16 protein-coding genes and 1 tRNA gene are annotated in these 16,499 nt (G+C 43.0%); 13 read left to right on the top strand and 4 right to left on the bottom strand.

Going from position 1 to position 16,499, the window contains the following annotated elements:
* Positions 1-3: 3 nt before the first annotated feature.
* On the bottom strand, positions 4-873 hold the full coding sequence (locus tag J4N44_RS05415; RefSeq protein WP_017819053.1) for an AraC family transcriptional regulator: 870 nt from the start codon (positions 871-873) through the stop codon (positions 4-6).
* A gap of 329 nt (positions 874-1,202) precedes the next feature.
* Here J4N44_RS05415 and J4N44_RS05420 point away from each other — a divergent pair, with 329 nt between their 5' ends.
* The 8 genes from J4N44_RS05420 to J4N44_RS05455 all read left to right on the top strand — a co-directional run bounded on the left by J4N44_RS05420 (position 1,203) and on the right by J4N44_RS05455 (position 8,916).
* Positions 1,203-2,291 carry a glycerol dehydrogenase gene (locus tag J4N44_RS05420; protein WP_038898151.1) on the top strand — a complete coding sequence of 363 codons (1,089 nt, stop codon included), beginning with the start codon at positions 1,203-1,205 and terminating at the stop codon, positions 2,289-2,291.
* 73 nt (positions 2,292-2,364) lie between these two features.
* On the top strand, positions 2,365-3,039 hold the full coding sequence (locus tag J4N44_RS05425) for an HAD-IA family hydrolase (RefSeq protein ID WP_252044924.1): 675 nt from the start codon (positions 2,365-2,367) through the stop codon (positions 3,037-3,039).
* Between the two features lie 39 nt (positions 3,040-3,078).
* Complete coding sequence (gene manA / locus J4N44_RS05430; protein WP_252044925.1) at positions 3,079-4,266, top strand: mannose-6-phosphate isomerase, class I; 1,188 nt, start codon at positions 3,079-3,081, stop codon at positions 4,264-4,266.
* Positions 4,267-4,512: 246 nt separating this feature from the next.
* On the top strand, positions 4,513-5,574 hold the full coding sequence (gene nadA, locus J4N44_RS05435) for a quinolinate synthase NadA (RefSeq protein ID WP_005450292.1): 1,062 nt from the start codon (positions 4,513-4,515) through the stop codon (positions 5,572-5,574).
* A 132-nt stretch (positions 5,575-5,706) separates the two neighbouring features.
* Positions 5,707-6,750: a potassium channel family protein gene (locus tag J4N44_RS05440; RefSeq protein ID WP_005450291.1), complete on the top strand. Its 1,044-nt coding sequence runs from the start codon at positions 5,707-5,709 to the stop codon at positions 6,748-6,750.
* A complete protein-coding gene (locus J4N44_RS05445; RefSeq protein ID WP_005450290.1) occupies positions 6,750-7,166 on the top strand; it encodes a DUF350 domain-containing protein in 417 nt (138 codons plus the stop codon). Before J4N44_RS05440 ends, J4N44_RS05445 begins: the two co-directional genes overlap by 1 nt.
* A gap of 8 nt (positions 7,167-7,174) precedes the next feature.
* Positions 7,175-7,744, top strand: coding sequence for a DUF1190 domain-containing protein (locus J4N44_RS05450; RefSeq protein WP_049535761.1), 570 nt, complete (start codon positions 7,175-7,177; stop codon positions 7,742-7,744).
* Positions 7,745-7,749: 5 nt separating this feature from the next.
* Entirely contained in the window at positions 7,750-8,916 is a 1,167-nt protein-coding gene (locus J4N44_RS05455) for a glutathionylspermidine synthase family protein (RefSeq protein ID WP_029789032.1), read from the top strand.
* A 66-nt stretch (positions 8,917-8,982) separates the two neighbouring features.
* On the opposite strand, the gene J4N44_RS05460 is transcribed toward J4N44_RS05455, so the two are convergent.
* On the bottom strand, positions 8,983-9,552 hold the full coding sequence (locus J4N44_RS05460) for a YecA/YgfB family protein (RefSeq protein ID WP_005450287.1): 570 nt from the start codon (positions 9,550-9,552) through the stop codon (positions 8,983-8,985).
* A 94-nt stretch (positions 9,553-9,646) separates the two neighbouring features.
* On the opposite strand from J4N44_RS05460, the gene J4N44_RS05465 reads away from it, so the two are divergent.
* The 3 genes from J4N44_RS05465 (at position 9,647) to J4N44_RS05475 (ending at position 13,321) form a co-directional block, all read left to right on the top strand.
* Positions 9,647-12,067, top strand: a complete 2,421-nt coding sequence (locus J4N44_RS05465; protein WP_050936873.1) for a hybrid sensor histidine kinase/response regulator — start codon at positions 9,647-9,649, stop codon at positions 12,065-12,067.
* 572 nt (positions 12,068-12,639) lie between these two features.
* Positions 12,640-13,089, top strand: coding sequence for an L-alanine exporter AlaE (locus J4N44_RS05470; RefSeq protein WP_005441741.1), 450 nt, complete (start codon positions 12,640-12,642; stop codon positions 13,087-13,089).
* Positions 13,090-13,233: 144 nt separating this feature from the next.
* Positions 13,234-13,321 (top strand) — tRNA-Ser (locus J4N44_RS05475).
* A gap of 122 nt (positions 13,322-13,443) precedes the next feature.
* Here the strand turns inward: J4N44_RS05475 and exsE2 are convergent.
* Both exsE2 and J4N44_RS05485 read right to left on the bottom strand, forming a co-directional pair.
* Positions 13,444-13,734, bottom strand: a complete 291-nt coding sequence (gene exsE2 / locus J4N44_RS05480; RefSeq protein ID WP_005450284.1) for a T3SS regulon translocated regulator ExsE2 — start codon at positions 13,732-13,734, stop codon at positions 13,444-13,446.
* Positions 13,735-13,741: 7 nt separating this feature from the next.
* Positions 13,742-14,188 (bottom strand): type III secretion system chaperone, encoded by a 447-nt coding sequence (locus J4N44_RS05485; RefSeq protein WP_252044926.1) that lies wholly within the window; start codon positions 14,186-14,188, stop codon positions 13,742-13,744.
* A 373-nt stretch (positions 14,189-14,561) separates the two neighbouring features.
* On the opposite strand from J4N44_RS05485, the gene J4N44_RS05490 reads away from it, so the two are divergent.
* Together J4N44_RS05490 and J4N44_RS05495 are read left to right on the top strand one after the other, a co-directional pair.
* Positions 14,562-14,969, top strand: coding sequence for a YscW family type III secretion system pilotin (locus J4N44_RS05490; RefSeq protein WP_005450280.1), 408 nt, complete (start codon positions 14,562-14,564; stop codon positions 14,967-14,969).
* 584 nt (positions 14,970-15,553) lie between these two features.
* Positions 15,554-16,414: a helix-turn-helix transcriptional regulator gene (locus J4N44_RS05495; RefSeq protein ID WP_005450279.1), complete on the top strand. Its 861-nt coding sequence runs from the start codon at positions 15,554-15,556 to the stop codon at positions 16,412-16,414.
* The last annotated feature ends 85 nt before the right edge of the window (positions 16,415-16,499 follow it).

Below are 16,499 nucleotides of genomic sequence, written 5' to 3' on the forward strand. Positions count from 1 at the left end.
ACATTAATCTTCTTCAACATGAGCGCTGAGGTATTGCGCTCGATACTCTGATGGCGAGCGCTCGGTTTGCGCTCGAAACACACGACAAAAATAGTTACTGTCTTTAAAGCCACAACGGTGCGCGACTTCTTTTACCTTCATATCGTATTCGACCAACAAAAACTTAGCGCGCTCTAAGCGAATGTGATTCAAATATTCATTGAACTTAATCTGTCCTTCCTTTTGGAACAGTTGTGAAAGGTAGTTCGGTGACACATAGAAGTGCTCGGCAACCGATTCACGAGTCAAAGGCTCTTGATAATGTTGTTCTAGGTAATCTCTCACCGATTCAAATAGCGCATGACTTTTTGAAGGCGTTTCAAGTGGTTGTTCGATAAGATCCACGATGTGGCTAAACAGCGAACTAACCAATAGTTTCATTGTTGCTTGTGACTCTATCTGTCGAGTCAATTCTTCTAGGGCATTAAGAATAAACGTGCCGACACGAGGTCCCCGACGTAAAACCGTTTCTTTGATCGCGGAGTCGAACTTCTCACCATCCCAACTTAACAAACTTAAGCCAAAACTTTGCTTACCAGCCATCACAGTCATAGTGACAACGGGTTTGCTTCCCCAGCTTGGTTGGTTCCAACTTTCTGCTGGTAAGTAAATCACGTCACCTTGCTTGAATACTCTTTTTTGTTCTACGCCGGTTTGGCTCCCTAGCTCCATCTCTAGCTCACCGAATAACACCATTTCAATACGAGGAAAATGGACTTGAAAGGCGAGTTGAGGTGGCTTAGGCAAGTTGCCTGCGCAAACCACATTACTGATTTCCCCACTGAGGTCTTTGTAATGATGAAGAGATTCAAGCAGGTAGTTTTTGTCGAGCATCAAGAGTAACCGAGTGAGCAAATAACAACATCAGTGTATGTCATTCAAGTGTGTCGCTGCTAGATACAATTTTCTCTATTTGTGAAGCGATACTGCTTTGAAATAACAAGAGGTAATAATAAGTGGCTTTATATAACCTCATTAATTTTTAATAACTTAGGTGGTTATTTGTATCGCCATCACAATTTGACTTTCTAAAGACAAATCTCCAGTTAGACGAACAAATATGCTATGTGATGAAGAGGTTTTGCTTGCTATTTTGAGGTAATTCCAAGTCGAGATGTGCTCTCGAATACAGCAAAAATTAAATCAGTTATCTAGGAGTTACCATGCTAACAACAACTATATTTCCAGGTCGTTATGTTCAAGGTAAAGATGCTCGAAAACAACTCGGAGCAGAACTCAATCGCTTTGGCAAAAAAGGTCTGATGATCTGTGACCCATTTGTTTATGACACATTACTTTCTGAGTTTGAACCTTATCTCGAGACCGTTGAAGTTGAGGTGGTCCGGTTTGCTGGTGAATGCTGTGACGAAGAAATAACACGTCTGACAACCATGTTGAAAAGCTTTGAGGGTGAGTTTGTGGTTGGCTTAGGTGGCGGTAAAACCATTGATACCGCGAAAGCAACATCCTATGAAGCGAGAGTTCCTGTGGCTATTGTACCGACATTGGCGGCGAGCGATGCGCCATGCAGTGCGCTATCCGTTATTTACACTCAAGAAGGAGAGTTTAAGCGTTACCTTATCCTTCCTCAAAACCCGAATCTTGTCTTGGTCGACACACAAATCATTGCCAAGGCACCTGTTCGACTACTCATCGCTGGGATCGGTGATGCGCTAGCAACATGGTTTGAAGCAGAATCATGCCAGCAAAGTTTTGCCTCGAATATGACAGGTCACGTCGGTTCTTTATCTGCATACGCCTTAGCGCATTTATGTTACGACACTTTGCTTGAATACGGCGTAATGGCTAAAACATCGAACGAACAAGGTGTGGTCACTCCAGCGCTCGAACGCGTTGTTGAAGCAAATACGTTGCTTAGTGGATTAGGTTTCGAAAGTGGTGGTCTTGCTGCCTCTCATGCGATTCATAATGGCTTAACAGTATTGGAACCAACACATGCGTTCTTGCATGGTGAAAAAGTCGCATTTGGTGTGCTCTCTTCTCTATTCCTTACTGACAAATCGGCTCAGACCATCGCAACTGTTTATGACTTCTGCGAAAAAGTAGGCTTGCCCACGACTCTGTCTCAAATCGGTTTAGAAAATGTATCTGATGAAGATTTATTGGCAGTAGCTGAAGCCGCATGTGCAGAAGGGGAGACTATTCACAACGAACCTCGAGCTGTCACTCCAGATATGGTGTTTGCAGCGATGAAAGCGGCAAATGCAGAAGGGTTACGTCGCAAGATCTAGCACTGCTTATCATTACATTCAGCCCCGCTTTTTCCTGCAAATCAGTGGGGCTGATTACTATTGGAGAACATAAATGATCACGATTCCTTTTGCGGGTTTATTGTTTGATCTAGATGGTACGCTAGTGAATTCTATTCCCTCAGTAACCCGATCTTGGACGACTTGGGCGATCAAAAAAGGCTTGGAGCCTGATTACGTTCTGTCTCGTATTCATGGACGTCCTGCTATCGATTCTATCTCTGAACTTTTGCCGAATGCATCTAGACAAGAAATTCAAAATGAAGTGATTTGGTTAGAAGAGTTTGAAGCTAGAGATACGACGGGCATTGAAGTGATTACTGGCGCTCAAGAGTTGCTTCATCAACTTAACGAATTTGAGGTGCCTTGGGCTATTGTGACATCAGGAACCATTCCTGTTGCCAGTGCTCGCATCAAAGCCGGAAAGCTGCCGATGCCCAACGTACTCATAACGCCGGAGCGTATTAGCAAAGGCAAGCCAGATCCAGAGCCTTATTTAAAAGGAGCCGAGGAGCTCGACTTAAACATTGAAAACTGTATTTGTTTTGAAGATGCCAGTGCGGGTATTCATTCTGGAAAAACAGCAAAAGCAAAGGTTGTCGGTATGTTTAGTCATGGTGAAAAGGATGCACTCATTGAAGCGGATTACATCGTCGACAATTGGCGTGATGTAAGCGTTATTAAAAATGAACTTGGCGAGTTTCAGATGATCTTAAGTCGGATGTTATGACGCCAAAACAATCCAAGTGTTTATGAAGTGAGGTCGTTTATGTCGATTTCAAAGCTCGATACTGTTATTCAAAACTATCAGTGGGGGAGTTTATCTTCTATTAACCGTATGTTCGGAATCGCAAATCCCAACGTAGAGCCTCAAGCAGAAATGTGGATGGGCGCACACCCGAGTGGTTGCTCTAAGATAAAAGATACAGGAGAGTTGCTCTCTCACGTTATCGGCGAAAATAGGACCGCAATACTAGGTGATTACACCAGTGCTCGGTTTGGAGAACTTCCTTTTTTACTTAAAGTTCTTGCCGCAGAGACACCGCTTTCTATTCAAGTTCACCCTAACAATGCAAAGGCCCAAGCTGGTTATAGAAGAGAGAACGAGCTAGGCGTTCCGATTGCTGCTGATACTCGAAATTACAAAGACCCAAATCATAAACCTGAGTTGGTATACGCACTCACTTTTTATGAAGCGATGAACGGTTTCAGGCCCATTGAGCAGATCATCGCATTATTTAGGGCTGCACAGCTTTCAGCGCTTGATAAAGAGTTGAAACATTTGGAACGCTGCCAAAACGCAGAAGGACTTAAGGCATTCTTTAGTGCTATTTTGTCGTTAAGTGGAGATAAGAAGCAGCAAGCTCTGCGTGAATTGTATGTCGCACATGAAGCAACTCAGATAACGGCTCTTAGTCGACAAGCAATACATTACAGTCGGTCATTTAAACAATACTATCCCGATGATGTTGGGTTGTTTGCGCCATTAATGCTTAATCTTATTGAGCTTGCACCTGGTGATGCGATGTTTTTTCATGCTGAGGTACCACACGCCTATATCCGAGGGACGGCGTTGGAGATCATGGCAAATTCGGACAATGTACTAAGAGCTGGTTTAACGTCGAAACACGTCGATATTCCAGAGCTGATTGATAACACAAGCTTTGTTCCGACTTCTTCGGAAAATTTACTTATAACACCACTGTGCAAAGAGAATCGAATAACTTATCCCGTGCCAGTTGATGATTTCAGCTTTGACATTATATCAGTCGATATAGAAGCCTCTCCCCAATATTTAAGAAGTGCAGAAATCCTCTTTTGCATAGAGGGTGAGGTAACTATTTGGTCGGATAAAGAAAGTATCCAGCTCCGAGTTGGTGAATCGATGTTCATTAGTCATGATACCAAGAGTTATCAATATAAAGGAAAGGGGAAATTGGCTCGCGCATATAATTAATCAAAAGGCTCCAAGATTTTGTTACAAATGATTTAGCCTAAATCCTCACTATAAACACGGCAGAAAATCATGATCGGCTTGCTTGCCGATCATTGATGTAATGAATGCTTCGCTGCAACAATCAGAATTGTCACTCACAACAAAGATATACGGCTAGACTGCTATAAATTCCGGTTACGGGTTGGTTTTTGAAAATCAACAAGGTTACAATACTCGGATTAAAGGAAGTTGCGTAGAGCAAGAGCAATGAGCCACATATTAGATAAAATCGACACAGTTTACCCATTCCCACCAAAACCAATCCCATTAAGCCAACAAGAAAAAGCCGATTACATCGAGCGAATCAAAAAGCTGCTTAAAGAAAAAGACGCGGTACTTATCGCCCACTATTACACTGATCCTGAAATCCAAGCTCTGGCTGAAGAGACCGGCGGTTTTGTTGGTGATTCGCTAGAAATGGCAAAATTTGGTAACCGCCATCCAGCAAGTACACTGATCATTGGTGGGGTTCGCTTTATGGGTGAATCTGCAAAGATCCTGACACCAGAAAAACGCATTCTAATGCCAACGCTAGAAGCAGAATGTTCACTGGATCTTGGTTGCCCGGCGGACAAGTTTAGCGAGTTCTGTGACGCTCACCCTGACCACACGGTGGTGGTATACGCAAACACATCTGCGGCAGTAAAAGCACGTGCTGATTGGGTTGTGACTTCTAGTATCGCGCTTGAAATCGTCGAGCATCTAGACGCAGAAGATAAGCCAATCATCTGGGGGCCGGATCGCCACTTAGGTTCTTACATTGCAAACAAAACTGGTGCAGACATGTTGCTATGGCAAGGTGAGTGCGTAGTTCACGACGAGTTTTCTGCAGATGCGCTACGCAAGATGAAGAACGTATACTCGGATGCGGCAATCCTAGTGCACCCAGAATCACCTGCAAGTGTTGTAGAGCTAGCTGATGCAGTAGGCTCGACAAGTCAGCTAATCAAAGCAGCGAAAGAGCTGCCTCAAAAGCAAATGATCGTCGCAACAGACAAAGGTATCTTCTTTAAGATGCAACAGTTAGTGCCTGAAAAAGAACTGATTGAAGCACCGACAGCAGGGGCTGGCGCGACATGTCGTAGCTGTGCACACTGCCCTTGGATGGCGATGAACGGTCTTAAAGCAATTGAGCAAGCGCTGCGTGAAGGTGGTGAAGAGCACGAAATCTTTGTTGATGAAGCACTACGTGTGAAGTCACTGATTCCGCTCAACCGCATGCTAGATTTTGCCGAGCAGTTAAACATGCAAGTTAAAGGCAACGCATAGTCATTCCGTCTACTTAGACTGTAGTTTGTTAATATAAATCTCAAAAACCAGCCGAATGTGGCTGGTTTTTTTATTTCTTACAATCAATAGGTTAGTATTTAGTTATAGCAATCAGAAAGGAATCGGAAACTTATGGCTGTATGGCTAGTACTGAAAAAGTGGCTAAGCACCCATCTTTTCAAATTAAGCAACCGAAACCTTCTCGTCATTAGTGGCGCATACATTGCCATCTCGTGGTTATTGTTGGCTCTTGCAGGAGAGCATGCACTGACCGAAAACTTCTCTAACTTTATTTACTACCTCATGGTGACTGCTTCAACGGTTGGCTATGGTGACTTATCACCCTCAAGTGATATGGGTAAGTGGGTTGTGGTTTTGTTTATTATCCCTGGTGGTTTGAGTTTATTTGCTGCCATTTTGGGGCGAGTGGCTGGTGGCGCAATTGACTATTGGCGAGCAGGCATACTGGGTAAACGGAGAGTAAGAGTGGATAACCATATCGTATTATTGGGTTGGAATGGCGCACGAACCATGCACCTTATCCGCATGTTGCAGCATGAAGAAGAGGGCAAACGCCCAATTGTGTTATGCAGTCGTTCAGACATTGAAAACCCATTACCAGGTGAAATTGGTTTTATCAAGGTGAACAGTTACACCGACGCGCAAGAGATGAAAAACGCCAACATCACCGATGCTAACTGTATTATTGTCGATAATCTTAGCGATGATATTACTCTCTCTGCCGCCTTGTATTGTGCCTCAGTGAATCCTGATGCACACTTGCTGGCTTATTTTAAAGATGAAGCGCTAGGTCGACTGTTGAGTGAGCACTGTCCAAAAGCGGAATGCATTCCAGCCGTTGGCGCGGAGATGCTTGCGAAAGCGGCAGTAGATCCGGGTTCGAGCGCACTTCATCAGGAGCTACTTGCTTCAACTCGGGGTATGACACAGTACTCGGTGATTTACCCACAAGATCAACCGACAACCAGCGTGGAAAAGATCTTCGGATTTATCAAGAAGCATCACCAAGCTACGTTGATCGCGTTCGATCTTGGTGATGGGATTGAACTCAACCCAGATTTAAATGCTCAAGTGCCGCCAAGCACTAAGCTGTTTTACATTGCCGACGAGCGAATTGATGACTTCGCTTGGACAGACATGAACAAGGACAAATAATGCATATGATTGCCGACCTGTTGGCAGGTTTTCCCAATTTTCTTCTCTACTTTTCTGTTTCGATCGTTTTCGTGCTGGCGTTTAAATTCGTCTACGTCAGATTGACGCCTTATGACGAATGGCATCTGATCAAGGAAGAGAAAAATACCGCTGCGGCAGTTGCGTTAAGTGGTGCTTTTCTTGGTTACTGTCTGGCTATTGCCGGCGCTGCGACTAACTCAGTCAATATTGTGGATTTCATGGTATGGGGCGTTGTAGCGATGCTGGCACAGATCATTGCGTTTGGTATTGTACGTTTTATTCTGCTGCCGAAAGTATCGGAGCGTATTGAGAATGATGAAGTACCAGCGGGTATTGTTTTAGCTGCCGTCTCTGTGTCTGTCGGTGTGCTTAACGCAGCTTGCATGACCTACTAGGAGGAACGATGAAACGCAGTTCCAATGTAAAACGCTCCTCAATGGACAAGAGTTTTAAAGTCGGACGAATCATTCCATTCGTTGCTTTTGGTGGGATTTTTTTCCTCGCAACTCAAGAATCAGAAACGGAAGGCTATATCTACGTCGATGCTGACGAGTGTAAATCTGCCGCGCCTGAATTCAGTGAGCAGTGTGACATCGCCTACCAAGAAGCAATGGCGCGTGCAGAAGAAAATGCGCCGCGCTACAACAACAAATATGAGTGCGAAAATGACTTTTACGAGGATGATTGTTACTACAGTTCTCGTCATCACTCATATGTCCCATTTGTTGGTGGTTACTTCTTCAGTCGCGCGGTGAGTGGGCTTAAGGGTTACAACAAAAGTTATTACTCAGAGCCGATGTATCGTTATAAATCGAAGTATTACAACGGTGCAGGGCAGTTTTACGGCTCTTATCGCAATCAATCCACTAAGGTTGCTACCAGTAGCCTAAATAAGCGCGGCGGCGGTACGATTGGTCGTGCGATGTCTCGCGGTGGCTTTGGTAAAGCTGTGTCAGTCAGCCGCGGCGGTTAACTGAAATGTTTCGACGAGAAATACAAGAAAGAGAAAACTGGCGTGAATTGGCACGCCAGTTTGGTTTTGGCTTCCATTCTATGTACGACCAACCGTATTGGGATGAGAGTGCTTACTATCAATTTACCCTTGAACAGATAGAGAAAGACATTGAAGACCCAACGGAAGAGCTTCATCAAATGTGTCTTGAAATCGTCGATCAGGTTGTGCGAAGTGAGCAGTTACTGACACAGTGTGCGATTCCTGAAGCAATGTGGTCACAAGTCGCTTCCTCTTGGCAACGAAGAGAGCCTTCTCTCTATTCGAGGATGGACTTTGCTTACAACGGCTCCTCTCCTGCAAAGTTATTAGAAAACAATGCAGACACACCAACGTCATTGTTTGAGACTGGCTTTTGGCAGTGGGTGTGGTTAGAGGATGTTGTCAATAAAGGTCGCATTCACCAAAGTGCGGATCAGTTTAATATTCTGCAAGACTTTCTGATTCAACGCTTTGCCGATATTGCCAAATTGCAGCCGGGTCAAACGCTGCATTTTAGTTGTTGCAAATACACCGAAGAAGATAAAGGCACGGTGCAATACCTCGAAGACTGTGCGCGAGAAGCTGGGTTAGCAACCGCCTTTGTTTTTGTCGAAGATATTGGCGTGACGCAAGATGGGCAATTTGTGGATGTCGATGGCAGAGCGATTCGCTGGATGTTCAAACTCTACCCTTGGGAGTTCATGTTCGAAGAGGAATACAGCCAGTACTTGGCAACTGCGAGTGTGAATTGGTTAGAGCCGATGTGGAAATCGATTCTGTCTAATAAAGCGTTGTTACCCTTGCTTTGGGAGAGGTTTCCAAATCATCCGAATCTTTTGCCCGCGTATTTTGCCAATGATCCAAAAGCGGCTAGCTTAAAAGACTATGTCATTAAACCTCTGTTTTCTCGCGAAGGTGCCAATATTGAGATTGTCAAAAATGGTCAGCGATTGGTGAAAACACCGGGTCCGTATGAATCGAGCCAAAACATCATTCAACAATATCATCCGCTACCTAAGTTTGGCTCAAGCCATACGTTGATTGGCAGTTGGTTAGTGAATGATAAAGCAGCCGGGATCTCCATTCGAGAAGACAGCAGTTTAGTTACCCAAGATATGGCGCGATATATCCCCCATGTCATTCTAGATTGATCAAAAAAGCTCTCCGGATTGGAGAGCTTTTTCATTCTGTCTTATGTATCTCACAGGGTGGTGAGTTTATTCTTGCTCAGCTAGCATTACGCCACGTTGAGTCAGTCCGCAAAGCATCATCGGCATTGCGTTGAAGATCTCTTCAAACTGCTCTAGACCTTCCATACCTTGCTCTGCAAGTGTCGTGATTGTCGTTTCTGGATCGTAAAGCATAGTTAGAGAAAGCAGTACGCCACCAAGCAATGCACTGTCTTCACTGTCATCAGGCATCAACGTTTCCCAATCGTCACGAGACAATTGCCAGCCTTGAAGTACACCCTCACAGAAATCACGCGTGTTTGCAGATACGATATCTTGATCATCCAGCTCGCATCCTTCAGGCCACAGCCATGCACCTTCCAGAAGCGCTGGGCGTGTTTGGTTCCACATTTGAATGATCTCATCGATGTACTGTTCTAGTTGCTCACCATCAGAGAAAGGTGCTGTTTCTTCACCGCCCCATAGGAATGGTAGCCACTCTTGAGGATTCAACACGTTTGGCGCACATGCCATAGACGTAACAAAGCCTTGAGTTTTCGCTAGGTTTAGTAGTTTTCCATCAAGTTCTGGAAGAGAAAGGATGTCTTGTAGTTTCAAAATAGAATACCATTTGTTAATGGGCTGGTTGGTTGGCTAATCTTACCAATCAATCAGTGATAAATCGATATTAGGGAATGATTCGTCTACATCTATGGAAATTCGTTCGTCACTCAGAAACAAAAGCATTCTCGCCCTGACACTTTACTTGTGTTTCTTCATCGCGACCATTGGTTCTGTTGTTTACCTTGTTGTTGAGCCACCAGTGCGTGAAAAGCTTGAGCGTAATTTGGATTTGCGAACTCAATTGCTCGCCTCACAGATTGAAGGACCGCTAACCAGTTCCGTTGGTTTGCTCAATAGCCTTGTAGGCTTAGGGCAGACGCCAACACCAAGTATTTCACTTCAAGATACGATTCCCCAGTTACTCGCGGTGAGCGACGACATCATCGTCAGTGGCGGATTATGGCCAAAACCAACATTGGAAGATGAACGTTGGCAATATACAAGCTTATTCTTCAATAAGAATGACAACGGCAGCTTGGATCAAATCCATTCCTACAATAATCCAGAGTCTGGTGGTTACGACAACGAACCTTGGTACCAGTCTGTTGCAAACAAACCTGCAGGGGCAGTGAGTTGGTCTGGCGTGTATATCGATACCTTCACGCAAGTTCAGATGATCACGGCTTCAGCGCCTTACTACAAAGAGGGTGTTTTTGCCGGAGTGGCAACCGTAGACTTGTCTTTGGAAGCGTTATTCCAGTTCATTCGTGAACATACAAATCAATACTCATTAGGTGTTGTGATTCGCGATGCCGATGACCAAGTTGTGATTGAGCACAACTTTCAGCTTACTAAGAACATATACATCAGCCAGCTCGGGTTTGGTGGCTTTAATTGGCGCATGGATGTGGTGAATGCCAAGGTCAAAGTATCGGATCAAGTCTTTAATCAAGTAATGAGCGTTGAGACTGGTGTTATCCCATTCCTACTACTCTGCGTGTTGGTGGGTTACTACCTATTAAACCGATACATTGTAGAACCGATTGTCCGAATTGCTAAGAAAGTGGATGACTCCAAAACGGGTGGCATTATTGATATCGCCTATGAGAGTGAAGATGAAATCGGGCACTTAATCACCAAGTTCAATGAAAAGACGGTTTACCTTGAGCGTGAACGGGTTAAGGCGCAGGCATCTACAAACGCAAAAACAGCCTTCTTAGCAACCTTGTCTCATGAAATCCGAACGCCGATGAATGGGGTGTTGGGAACCGCACAAATACTGCTGAAAACTCATCTAACTGACGAACAAAGAAAGCACTTAAATACCTTGTATGATTCTGGCGATCACATGATGACGCTACTGAATGAAATTCTTGATTACTCGAAAATTGAGCAAGGACACATTGAGCTCGACAACACGCCTTTCCCAATCGAATCGATTCTCGGTAGTATCAACAGTGTGTATCACACTTTATGTGCCGAAAAGGGGCTGCAATTTAGAGTTATTTCTAATGTTCCATTTGGACGTTGGTACAACAATGACAAAGCACGCCTGCGCCAGGTGTTATTTAACCTCCTCAATAACGCAGTGAAGTTCACGGATCGTGGTTTTGTTGAAGTCGAACTGACTGAGCATGTGAAAGATGGCATAACCAAACTAACCATTAGTGTAAAAGACACAGGGATTGGTATCAGCCCTGATGCGCAGAAACGCATTTTCCGACCATTCGAACAAGCAGAATCGTCGACAACACGTCGATATGGCGGCACGGGTCTTGGATTGGCGATAGTGAAGCAGATTTCAGAGCATATGGGCGGGAGTATTACTGTTCAAAGCCAAGAGTGTATTGGCACCAAGTTTATTGTCGAACTTGAGCTCAATCCTTGTAAGGCTGGGGTGTTAGAAGCATCTAATACACATAAACTTGATTGCCAAGGCTTACGTGCGCTTATCGTGGAAGACAACCGTACGAACACCATCATTATGGAGACCTTCTTGCGCTCTAAAGGGTTTGTATGTGTTTGTGTCGAGAATGGGCAGCAAGCAGTAGAGCAGGTGTCGAAGCATGAATTTGATTTGGTGTTGATGGATAACCACATGCCAGTACTTGATGGCGTAGGGGCGATTGCTGTTATTCGCTCTATGGATGCACCAGCTCGCTCGGTTTTGATCTTCGGCTGTACTGCAGACGTCTTCAAAGAAACGCAGGAGCGTATGTTAGATGTCGGAGCAAACCATATCATCGCCAAACCGATTGTTGAATCAGAACTCGATGATGCTTTGTATCGTCATGCGTCGATACTTTATCAATACCAAGACAAGCAAAGCGGAGAACAACCTAAACCTCAAAACGCCGAGGCATTGTTGCTGAACTTCTATATGGCATTAGATGATGGCAACTTGGAACAAGCAATGACGACACTTTCTCACATTTTCGAAAGTGCCAAACCAAATGTCTCTGATGAACTGAATAAAGTTATCCAACGCATCGAAGACTATTTGAGTAAAGCGCTTACCCCTGAGCAAGAGGACATCGACCAACTGACGGTACTGTTAGCAGAACACTAACTCCGTGCATTCACTAAGTAGTGTAGGGTACTTCCTACACTACTTATACCCAAGTGATTTCAAGATGCAGGACTCAGAGCGTTGTCATTTCTTGATTTAGAGTAACTAGATCTTTAAATCGCCGCTGCGCCTACAAACCAAGTCATCCTTGCTGAACCTAGCATCTCGATGTTACTTGGGTATAACCTCCATCTTCACTTCCCATTCTATAAACTTCGTGTTTACTCTGAATTTGCTTGATCCAATAGCATAAGACGATCTTTTTGAAATTCATTTGCCAGATATTTCTCTAGTTTTCTGTGTTTTTTCGCGAGCTAACTGGCTTAAAAGTAAATAAATTACGTTTTAAAACTCCATTTTGAAGTGTTTTATGGGGCTTTTTACTGATTTTGGTGAAAGCTGCTACTTTTTCTTTGAAAGTTAGTTATTAATTTACAACTCATATTTTAAAACGGAATCATAAACTAAAAATAATGTGATTTAATAGCGCTATTAACTGCTATGTGGTTTTAAGTGCAGTAAATGATTTTATAGATGTCGTTTTTATTGGTATTTGATTTTAGAGGTTGTAAATGAAGTCTCGTGGACCATTTTGTATTCGCAATGCCGCAGCGGATACTTTTGCTATGGTGGTTTTTTGTTTTATTACAGGGATGATTATCGAGATCTTGATTTCGGGTATGACGTTTGAGCAGTCTTTAGCATCACGCACATTGTCTATCCCAGTAAACATCGCGATTGCATGGCCTTACGGTATGTTCCGTGATTGGGTATTACGCCAAGGTAACAAACTATCACCCTCTTCGTTTATGAAGAACGTGTCTGACTTGGTGGCGTACGTATTGTTCCAATCTCCAGTCTATGCGGGCATTTTGCTGGCAGTAGGCGCGTCAACTGACCAAATCATCACGGCAGTAGCAAGTAATGCAGTTGTGTCATGTGGCATGGGTGTCCTTTACGGTTACTTCTTAGATCAGTGTCGCCGTTGGTTCCGAGTGCCAGGTTACTATCAAGAAGCCTAATTGCCCCAGTTTTGCGCAATTTAGCTAGATAGTGAGCAAACAAACGCAAAAGGGCGCTTTTTTTCGTGTTTAGCCTTGACCATCAGGAACATAATCATTAAATTAGCGCCTCGTTAGCCAACGATGCTAACCACAATTTGATTCGGTGAGTTGTCCGAGTGGCTGAAGGAGCACGCCTGGAAAGTGTGTATACGGCAACGTATCGAGAGTTCGAATCTCTCACTCACCGCCACATTCTTGAAAAAAGACGTCCTAGGACGTCTTTTTTTGTATCTGCAGTTTAGAAACAACAAAAGCCCCGAGAGTTCGGGGCTTTTCGTTTTTGGCGAAGCGAGTGCTTGTTTAAAGTCGGTCTTATTGAGGTTGACTGAGCACTTGAACCTTTCTATTTAACAAAGCTTGTACCGCATTGGAATCTTTCTCGAAGCTTAAGATTGAGTTGCAAATATCGACGTTGGCAAGCATCGACAGAGACTCACTTAACTCTAGCTTGGAGTTAGCTCGGTTCACCTCTCGCTCTTTAGGGCTTATCTGCACAACGGTTCGACCTAGAAACGAGCCTTGCTTTACAGAGGCTGTTTGCTCGGTATGTTCTAACCGGTCGATAGACAAGTTCTTTGGTGTTGGTTGGATGTCATTGGACATAGGGTACCTAAACTCTTAAGTCCGAGCTCTGAAGCATAGATGGTGAAACTTCCATTGCGATATGGGCAGACAACAATGACTCCCAAGATTCGCTCTGTGTGAGCAGCTCAGCAAGCGCACTCTCAAACAACTCATAGTCGAGCTGCTCGGCCTGAAGCAACCTGTTTAAACAAAGCTTGTGCCTGTGGTTATCTAGGCTAAAAAACAGTTGATGCTCAGACCAATGATAGTTGAATGCCAAAAAAGAACGATAAAGATCAGAATTAACAATTTGTAGGTCGACAATCTCTGCTTCTAGTTGAAGCGTTTCTGTATCTGGGTGGAAAATGAAATGCACTCTTAAGTTATCGTCAAAAGCTAAACCCAGTTCGTCTTCAGTCAAATGTAATTCAGGCAAACCTATTTGATGAGCAAACTTAAGCAAAACCTCATCTACGATTTGGCGCGCTGACATAGAAGCAGTCCTTTTTAGAATTTTATCATCGAAATTATGGAAAGTTAAAACTGATGTTTATCAATATTGGTTGGAATTTTTTATATAAGCGTTTTTTCTATGCGGATAATAAAAACTTATCAACTATGTTGCTTATGTCTCAAGTGTTGTACCACTTACCTTTGCAGAAAGTTTGAGCATTTATTTGGAAGCAGTATCAACTATAAAATAAAGGCAATAAAAATTCCTTATCAAATAATAATGAGTCTTACTTTTGAGAATCTATATTGTCCGAATGGTGTATAAAATAATAGTTGATCTTTTATATATTTGTGTACCAAAATTGCGCCTGCTCATTTTTATTTAAAACATATTCAGTCAAATAGAATCCATAATGAAATGTAATACGTATATTCCGATACTAAGTGCATTGCTTCTCAGCGCTTGTGCTACCACAAATACGGTATCAGATGGGTTTTCTAATCATATTCAAGGAACGCTATTTGGTTGGATAACGTTTGATGATTACGTCGCTCCAGTGAGTACTTCTGTAAACGTCGAAGTATGTCAGGTTTCAGATAATCAATGCTTTACAGTTGTACAGCAAGACTATCAAGGGGTTCAGTTACCTGTTCAGTACTCGGTTGTTATTGCTCCAATACAAGCTGGAAATGGCGAAATGAAAGTGCGCGCTATATTGCGTTCTCAAGGTGAAATTATCGCAAAAAAAGAAGAGCAGTATATTTTTACGCAAGGCAGTGTACATAAGGACTTAAAGCTAGAAGCTTATAAGAATTACTAAAAAAAGTAATCGTTTTCATTTGTCTTTATTATTTAAAAAAATTAAGACAATTGAAAGTAATATCTCCAGACCTAGGTCTCTATTAATCAATCAACTTAGGTCATCGGGTCAGTTTGTCTTTATATGAATATCGGTTGCGCCCATCATAATTTTTATGGTTATATCCACCGCCTTGGATACGTTGGCTAGGTAGAATGGTTTAAAAATAAACAGCTCAAAGTTGTTAGAAATATCAATATAAATGAAGTGGACTTTAACATTAGTACTTTCATTTATTCTAATATAAAAAGAGTTTTTGCTGTTTTAGTATCACTAGTTATAAGTTGAACTTTAGCAAAAGCTTATTAATTCCCGAAAACAATACATAACAATATCGGGAAGGTTTCTTTGCCAAGATTATTTTGCTACCAAAGGTAGCGCTTGAGCTATTCGTTATTATTCGGGGGGTATGGGAGTGTTATGCGCTTCTATGCTCTTTTCTTTGCTTCTTTAATTGAAATTGTCCTGCGTTTGTCTTCGCACTGCGGGACTTTGACAGTTTCTCTGATGGGGATTAGAGAAATTAAAATTATGAAGGGTAGAAAATGGATGTGTTAGGCCAACTAAACACAGAAAGGGTCGACTCGCGCTTGCGAAAAATCCATAGTGCTTGCTGCTATGAAAAACACGATGAAGTATTTCATTCTAGTCAATCTCACATTGTTGTCGTTCACAATGGTCAACTGAGAGTCCAAACAGGGGATTGCACGCTAGACGTTGTTGCTGGTTGTGGAATTTATCTCTCTCAAGGGGATTACTTACTAGAATACACACCGATAGATGGTCAATATACGGCTTCTGTTATCGAGTTTGACAATGAACTGGTGAGTCAACTATTGCAAAAGCATAGTGATCTTTTGATGTCGTTGCCAAAGGTTGAGAATGTTCAGTCTGGATTATTCCCTTTTACTCTCAACTTATTGATAGAACAGACACTATCAGGAATGAAGACGCTAGAAGAACAGTCTTTTCCTGATGCTATTATGCGCTTAAAGTATGAGGAAATGCTCATCTTATTGTTGCATGGGGACCAAGGTGAACACCTCTACGCGTTGTTATCACAACTGACAAACCGAACCTCAGATCGACTGCGTCGCTTTATGGAGCTTCATTACCTTAAAGAGTGGAAACTGACCGACTACGCCCAAGAATTTGGTGCGAGTTTGACTACGTTTAAAGAGCTCTTTAATGAATATTATGGTATTTCTCCTAGAGCGTGGATCAGTGAACGTCGTTTATTGCATGCTCACAAGCTATTGCTCACAAGTAAAATGAGCATCGTCGACGTTGCGATGGAAGCGGGGTTCTCAAGCCAATCTTACTTTACACAAAGTTATCGCCGCCGCTTCGGAACGACACCAAGTAAGGTTCGTTCTGGAGATGAACAAGTAGCAATTGCTAAGTGAAATGTCTGACGACTAAAATTTTCTGACTAATTTTGAAAGGCATTAACTGACGTAAACTCTATTATGCTCAGCGTAACAACGAACA

Source organism: Vibrio sp. SCSIO 43155 (assembly GCF_023716605.1).
Lineage (GTDB): Bacteria > Pseudomonadota > Gammaproteobacteria > Enterobacterales > Vibrionaceae > Vibrio > Vibrio harveyi.

Coding starts and splice junctions, on each gene's coding strand:
- J4N44_RS05420 (WP_038898151.1), top strand. CDS start 1,203: ATGCTAACAACAACTATATTTCCAGGTCGTTATGTTCAAGGTAAAGAT.
- J4N44_RS05495 (WP_005450279.1), top strand. CDS start 15,554: ATGGATGTGTTAGGCCAACTAAACACAGAAAGGGTCGACTCGCGCTTG.
- J4N44_RS05415 (WP_017819053.1), bottom strand. CDS start 873: ATGCTCGACAAAAACTACCTGCTTGAATCTCTTCATCATTACAAAGAC.
- manA (WP_252044925.1), top strand. CDS start 3,079: ATGTCGATTTCAAAGCTCGATACTGTTATTCAAAACTATCAGTGGGGG.
- J4N44_RS05445 (WP_005450290.1), top strand. CDS start 6,750: ATGCATATGATTGCCGACCTGTTGGCAGGTTTTCCCAATTTTCTTCTC.
- J4N44_RS05455 (WP_029789032.1), top strand. CDS start 7,750: ATGTTTCGACGAGAAATACAAGAAAGAGAAAACTGGCGTGAATTGGCA.
- nadA (WP_005450292.1), top strand. CDS start 4,513: ATGAGCCACATATTAGATAAAATCGACACAGTTTACCCATTCCCACCA.
- J4N44_RS05490 (WP_005450280.1), top strand. CDS start 14,562: ATGAAATGTAATACGTATATTCCGATACTAAGTGCATTGCTTCTCAGC.
- J4N44_RS05440 (WP_005450291.1), top strand. CDS start 5,707: ATGGCTGTATGGCTAGTACTGAAAAAGTGGCTAAGCACCCATCTTTTC.
- J4N44_RS05470 (WP_005441741.1), top strand. CDS start 12,640: ATGAAGTCTCGTGGACCATTTTGTATTCGCAATGCCGCAGCGGATACT.
- J4N44_RS05450 (WP_049535761.1), top strand. CDS start 7,175: ATGAAACGCAGTTCCAATGTAAAACGCTCCTCAATGGACAAGAGTTTT.
- J4N44_RS05485 (WP_252044926.1), bottom strand. CDS start 14,188: ATGTCAGCGCGCCAAATCGTAGATGAGGTTTTGCTTAAGTTTGCTCAT.
- J4N44_RS05465 (WP_050936873.1), top strand. CDS start 9,647: ATGGAAATTCGTTCGTCACTCAGAAACAAAAGCATTCTCGCCCTGACA.
- exsE2 (WP_005450284.1), bottom strand. CDS start 13,734: ATGTCCAATGACATCCAACCAACACCAAAGAACTTGTCTATCGACCGG.
- J4N44_RS05425 (WP_252044924.1), top strand. CDS start 2,365: ATGATCACGATTCCTTTTGCGGGTTTATTGTTTGATCTAGATGGTACG.